The organism is Candidatus Eisenbacteria bacterium (genome assembly GCA_016867715.1).
In the GTDB taxonomy this organism is placed as follows: Bacteria; Orphanbacterota; Orphanbacteria; order Orphanbacterales; family Orphanbacteraceae; genus VGIW01.
In genome coordinates, this window is record VGIW01000131.1 from 1 (window position 1) to 6,549 (window position 6,549).

4 protein-coding genes are annotated in these 6,549 nt (G+C 61.3%); 1 reads left to right on the plus strand and 3 read right to left on the minus strand.

What is annotated here, in order from left to right:
* On the plus strand, positions 1–1,241 hold a 1,241-nt coding region (locus FJY73_13665), incomplete at its 5' end, for a sigma 54-interacting transcriptional regulator (GenBank protein ID MBM3321705.1).
* A gap of 175 nt (positions 1,242–1,416) precedes the next feature.
* Here the strand turns inward: FJY73_13665 and FJY73_13670 are convergent.
* The 3 genes from FJY73_13670 to FJY73_13680 all read right to left on the minus strand — a co-directional run bounded on the left by FJY73_13670 (position 1,417) and on the right by FJY73_13680 (position 5,805).
* Entirely contained in the window at positions 1,417–4,263 is a 2,847-nt protein-coding gene (locus FJY73_13670) for a hypothetical protein (GenBank protein MBM3321706.1), read from the minus strand.
* Positions 4,260–5,042, minus strand: coding sequence for a hypothetical protein (locus FJY73_13675; GenBank protein ID MBM3321707.1), 783 nt, complete (start codon positions 5,040–5,042; stop codon positions 4,260–4,262). Before FJY73_13675 ends, FJY73_13670 begins: the two co-directional genes overlap by 4 nt.
* A gap of 262 nt (positions 5,043–5,304) precedes the next feature.
* Complete coding sequence (locus FJY73_13680) at positions 5,305–5,805, minus strand: hypothetical protein (protein MBM3321708.1); 501 nt, start codon at positions 5,803–5,805, stop codon at positions 5,305–5,307.
* Between the last annotated feature and the right edge of the window lie 744 nt (positions 5,806–6,549).

The following is a 6,549-nucleotide window of genomic DNA, read 5'->3' on the forward strand; positions in this document are numbered from 1 at the left end:
TCGGACGGATCGCGCACACGGAAGGATCCATCCCCCGGGCACGCGACGCGTACAACCGCGCGGTCGCGACCTTCCGCCTCATCCACGATCGGATCGAGCTCGCCCGCACGCTGGAGGAACGAGCGACGCTCGAGACGATCTCCGAGCAGGATCTCAACAAGGCACGGAGTCTTTACAGACGGGCGGGCATCATCACAGACAAAGAAGAGTCGAGAGTCGCGACCGGCAGGCGCATCTCCGGGAAGACCGCTGTGTGCCGGAAGAACGACCCCTTTGCGGCGATCGTCACCCACTCCCCAATCCTGCTCGAGAAGATCGAGACCGCGCGGCGGGTTGCTTCCGCCGACTGTCCCGTGCTTCTCACAGGGGAGACGGGGACAGGGAAGGAGCTCTTTGCCCGGGCGATTCACGAAGCGGGCCGTCCTAGTAGTCCATTCATTGCGTTGAACTGCGCGGCGCTCTCGGAGAACCTGCTGGACGGCGAGCTGTTCGGGCACACGGCAGGAGCGTTCACCGGCGCAACCCGCGCCAAGCGAGGACTCCTCGAGGCCGCTGCTGGGGGAACTCTCTTCCTCGACGAGATCGACAAGTCCTCTCCTGCTTTCCAAGCGAAACTCCTGCGTTTCATCGACACCGGTGAGGTTCGAAGGGTAGGGGAGACAGAAACCCGGCGATCGACGGCCCGCGTTGTTTCCGCGTCGAACCGGAATTCGCGGGCTCTGTCCGAAAGCGGCCGTCTGTTGCCCGAGCTGATCTACCGGCTGCGGGGAGTGGAAATCGCGCTTCCTCCGCTCCGTGAGCGAACAGAAGACATCGTCCTTCTCGCCGAGCGTTTCCTCTCCATTTCTTCCGGTATGGGGAGCCGATCCCTACGTCTTGCCGATGAGACGATCGAAGCACTCCTCGTGTATCGCTGGCCAGGGAACGTTCGAGAGTTGAAGCATGAGATGGAACGAGCCGTTCTGCTTTCTGAGAAACCGGTCGTCGGACCCGAAGTCCTCGCCCTGGACGACGAGAGTACCTCCCTCGAAGACGAGACTCGAATTCGCCCCACGACCGCGGAGGAGAGGACCATCCGGCAAGCATTGGGGCGGTCGAACGGGAACGTTTCGTGCGCCGCGGCGCGGCTCGGCCTATCTCGCGTCACTTTGTATCGTAGACTCCGGGTCCACGGCATTGCTTTGAGCTTCTATCGAACTGGACCGTGCGTTCGGTCCGCACGCGGTTCTCGCAAGCCTTGAACCGAAAAGCCTCCACCCGACGGCGCCGGCACTTCCTGCGCCTCCCCTGAAGTAGCGGGGCCTCGAGCCTGCCCTTCCCCTACAGCACACCCCACCCGAAGACATCCGACAAAGGAGAGAAGCTCCTCAAAAGCTCCCTCCCGCGTCTGAGGAAAACCCTCACGAAGTGATGATACTATCTCAGAAGGATGATCTTTGTTACCCTCGTATCCGGCCCTGCATCCAGGTGGGCGAAGTAGACACCGGATGCGGACTGTCGGCCTTGCTCGTTCCGTCCGTCCCAACCGGCCTCATGTGTTCCAGCCGTCCGCCGCTCTCCATCCACGAGCGTTGCCACGCACCGACCCGCGAGGTCGTAGATCCGCAAGCTCACTCGTCTCTCCTCCGGCAAGTCGAATCGGATCGTCGTTGCCGGATTGAACGGATTGGGTAAGCATGTCAGAACGATTCGCGGCCCAACGGAGGCTTTTTCCTCTTCCACCCCCACACAGGTGAGACCGTGAGGAGGAATCGGGAATCCGAAGACCCCGACCCCGCGCAAGTAGGGCTTCATGCTGCGTTCCTCGATCCCCATTTGGCGGTATGCTCGGAAAACTTGCTCTTGGTACACGGGCGACGGTTTGAACAGATGCTCCGTGTACATCTTCGCCCATTCCGTGTGCATGCCGCACCAACCCCCGACAAGATGGGCGCACGCACCGACAATCGACGGGTAGACTGCAGGATCGGCGGCCATGAGAGCCTTCAGCAGGCTTGGATACCATTGCGGATTGTTCCGATGCGTGTCCCCGATTCCGCATCCCGGCCCGTGGAGAATGAACCGCTGTCTTGTCTTCAGCGAATCCAGAGCGAATGGAGGATTCTGCGTCCACGTCGGGAAATAGCACCAATTCGAGCGGTTCGACACCTGTCCGGAGATGAAGACGCCCCCGACGCTTGCGTCCACGCTTGCGCACCAGTCGCGCAGGCGTCCGCCGAAGTTGTAGCAGCCATAATCGCTGTCCTTCAGCAGTAGCGTCGGGACCTGCTCGCTCTCGAACCTCGCTTTGACTTCCAAAAGGGTCGCAAGCGGCTCCGCAACCGCGGTGCAGCTCGCTGTTCTGTCCCCAACGGTAAAGAGCGTTCGATTGCTCGGCTCGACCCGAATGCCGTTCAGCCATTCCATCGTGGAGGAGACTTCTCGCGTAATCTCTTGGTACGTGAACCCCACGACGCGTGTCCAAGGCAGGTCGGCCAGAGTATCGCCGTCCACGTCAAAGGTCATCGCATCGGAAGCACAGGCCCACCAACAGCCACTGTCCACGTCCGCTGGGTAGTACATCCCGACGATGTTCTTGTAGGGCTCAAGCCCCTCGTTCGCTTCTCCCACAATGACGAACATCGGGAGTCGCGGGTGTCCCGCCTCCATCGCGTCCGCGTAAACGGCTTGAGCGAGCGCGTGAAGCTCATCCGGATCAGGCGTCGACAGGAGCACCGTCGTGCTCGTGAAACCGCGGCTCGCCCACCAATCTCGAACGGGCGCCGAGGCGTTCAGCAAATCCTGGAATCGGCTCACGTAGTAGAAATCGCGTACGACCGGGGAGCGTTGCGGCGGGGAGCCCTTCCACTCCCCCGGCTCGACCAGCCGGCTGTGCCATCCCTCGACAAGCTCGTTCATGGCGCGCAGGCCGTCGAGGTTCTTGGGAGGCTCGGAGAGGGGAAAGGACCTTGTCTCGGAGCCCACGGATCCGTCCCCGCAGGTCTCGATGACTCGGTAGGAGGCATAGCTTCGCGGCAATCGGACCTCGTAGTAGTGCGGCTTTCCCGGCGCTCCTGCTGCCGGAACGGTCTCGACCGGAACTCCGTCGCCGAACACCGTGAAGGATCGGGATCCTCGCTCGGGATCAGTGATCCACCACACTCGGCTTCCGCCGCCTTCCTCCGCGAACGCGCCCATCCCTTCGAAACTCGCGGCAATCGATGTGTCCAAGTCCACGGCGACATAAGATACCTTGTACTGATCCCGGTTCGGTCCCCGCCCGTCGTACCCGATCGGATTCTGATTCCCGTCCAGGTACTGCCCGTTAACGGATCGTGCGACGGCCGAATCGATAAGGACGCCACAACCGCTCCCGACCCGCATCGGCGAGACGCGATACGCGATTCGCGTATCCGATACCCACTCGGCGTTCTTCGCGAGAATCCAGCCGCCGAACACATGTCCGTATCCCTGGACGATCCGCCGCGGATCCACGGTCCTGTCCATGTTGCAGTCGAACTCCATGTACCCGTCGATTCCACCGACCGAACTTCCGGATGGCGGATAGACCGCGGCGACGGTCGGCGAAAGAACCATCGTACTGTCTCCGAAGTACTTGAGCTCCATGCCCTGTCGGGCTTTTCCCGACAGACGATACGACTTCCCGTACTGGCCGTTCTTGCGCCGCCAGAAGAGCTCGGCATCGGAGACGGCGGTCCAAGAGGTATCCGGGTATCCTTCGGTCACCGCCGCCTCGAACCACGCCACGTGGGCGTACGTGGCGCCGAAGCACGCCGTGTTGTACACCTCGCCGTTCACGTCGACATAGTCGATGCCGGCGCACACGATATCGTACTCGATGCCGACTCCCTGTGGAAACGCGGACTTGCGAATGCAGCCGTCGAAGCCGTGGGAGATCCAGTAATCGAAATCTCCGTTTCGTTGGTCTCTGCCTGCATCGGTACTCTCGTAGGCCGCGATTGTGAAGCCGGTCCGGCTCCCATGGGTATCGATGAACCAGACGCCGTATCCGGCCTGGAGGTAGTTTCGGAACTCCTGTGGTGTGACCGCGGGAGTGGTGTTCTCGATTTCGTCGCGTACCGGAATGACCCTGTATCCCTGCCAATTGCAGGTGCTCTCGAACGCCTCGCCGTCGTACCCCAGTTGCCATTCACACGGCGTGAAGAGAATCGCCGAGGTATTCCCAGGAACCGAGTTACCCGCCACGGCCCCTGCAGAGACGCCTACGACGAGAACTCCCATTACGGATGTTGGAAGCCTCATCGTGTTTCCTCCAATGACCAGGGATGTCTGAATTGCTCGGCGATCGGGCGACCAAAGACCCGGCTCGTCCAATTCTTCAGCTCTTCTGGTGTTGCCGCCCGTGCTCGGGCGATCGCGGCAGCGACTTCATCCCTCATCCAGGGTGGACTGAAAGAACCGCCGCTTCCAGCGACGATGATCCAGCCTTGTCGCAGGCTTCGCTGCCATCTCCTTAGCTCGTTCTGCAGCTGCTCCTCCTCCGTCTGTTTCTCCCTGCGCGGGATGTGCGTGGTGAACACTTCCTCCGAGCCGTCCTTCCAATGGACCAGGAAGGTGGTCGCTCGAACGTCCGTGACCGAATCGACCATCTCTTCCTGCCGCCGCAAGTAATCCGCCACCTCCGCGGTGATCTCGGAAATCGGCCTCCCCTCTTCCTTCAGCCGTGAAACGAGGTCCCAGAAGCCACGGTAGATGGGCGCCGTCCGTTTCGTCCACTCTGAGATCTCCTCTCCCGACGGAGGCGGCTCTTTGTCATACTGCCCGAGGTCCGGATAGACTTGCACGCCGTTCACCCGGAGTGTACTGTCGACGATTTCAAGAACGTACGGCGGCTCAAGCTCATGGCCATAGGCGAAGACAAGCCCAGTCGCGATCGTGTCCCGGGATACCACAGGAAGCTCCTCGCTCATCGCCGCCGAAGAACCGATCACGAGAGCCGCGATGAGAACAACGACGCGGGTCTTTGCTCTCTGGTCAGCGAAGCGGTCTTCCTCGAACGGACTCTTCCTTCTCTTGTTCATTGATCCCCCTCCTCATCCGTCACAAAACAGCTCAAGCCTCCCAAGTCCCATAGAACCGCTCACACGAGTCCCCAAACGGGAGCTCGTACGGCAGGGACACGAGAGCCGCCATGTTCGGTCGTGTTTCACTCCGTCCGGTCCGGTCCAAGCCCTCAGGCCTAGCCCCTCCCCATCGGATGAACGGAACGGCACACCTGCGCCTCACATATGGTCGGCTAACGATACGCCCCTCCATCGGCACCACAACACGGTGCGACGGTTGCTAACGATACATGGTCTTGATACGGCCCCAGCTGACCTGCTCGCCAGAAGATCGTTCCTTTGGCATCGGCACCAGGTACGGCTCGCCCCTACCACATAGCACGTAGCTGTACTCGACGTCGAGAAGGTCTTCTTCGTTACGAAGCTCGATCCAGACTGTCGTTCCCTGACACTCGCGGATCCCTTCGAGACTCCAGGGCCCCACAGAGAGCAAACAGTCACGGGAAGCCAGGTAGCCAGAAAGGGGGAGGTCTTCTACCGTGACCCGGATGTACACGCATCCCTCACCGTCGCCGACCTTTCCGGTTCCTTTCCCGTCTCGAGGACAGCAGTCTTTCGTTGGATCTGCGAAGCAACACTTCACTCCTCCCCAAGTGGTCCGGACGTCCCCCCCCCAGGCATCGTTGTTCCCGAGCGGGGTTCCGAAGGCCAGGAGAACCAGGACCACGTACACTCCTCCAACTCCCTTCCCAACGACCCCTCGATTCCTTCTCCGATTCATCGCTCCCTCCTTTCCATTATGGGCTCACCGAACAAGCCTGGCAGTCAGACCGCGAACTGCTCTCTCGGACGGTCCCCCGATCGGGCGAAGCAAGCACTCCCCGGCAACCCCCCGATTCCGTCGGGCCGCCAACCGCACCACACGATTCGTCAGTGAACGTTCTCTTCCTCCGGCCCCACGCTCTCTGCGCGGTCCTTCAGGACCGACCTCGCCGCTCCTCATGCGGATCTCCTCCTCTCCCCCGCCGCAAGAGACTGTGGGCCCGAGGGGCGACTCGTCCTCCTGCCGGAATGTTCTTGATCGTTCATCAAGGCAGCAGGACCAGCACGGAGCGTACCGTTCGTACTCCTCCGGACAGAGAAGAGGATTCACACGTAACTACTGGCGGCCCTTTGAGTTTCACGAACCTCTCGGCTCGTAGAGGCGATCGGACGATCGGAGCGAGGGAGTCCGAGTGTTCATCCCGATTTACATGTTTCACGGACGCATTCGATCCTCTTGTCCGGCAAGAAGTTCCGTTTCCTGCAGGAGTGAAACATGTCAAGCTCCGGAGAAACCCCGTTGGGGAGACCGGGAGAGCGCTCGTGCCTCGCTCCCGAGGGGCGGCCCCGAGGGGCGCCCACGGCGTGGACGGCACCCGAACCTGAAGGCGGAGAACGAGGAGCCGATGCTTGTGGAGGGGACGGGAAGCGCCATCGAGGACATGCGGTTTCGCTTGACGGGGCGATCTTCGTCGTGATATAA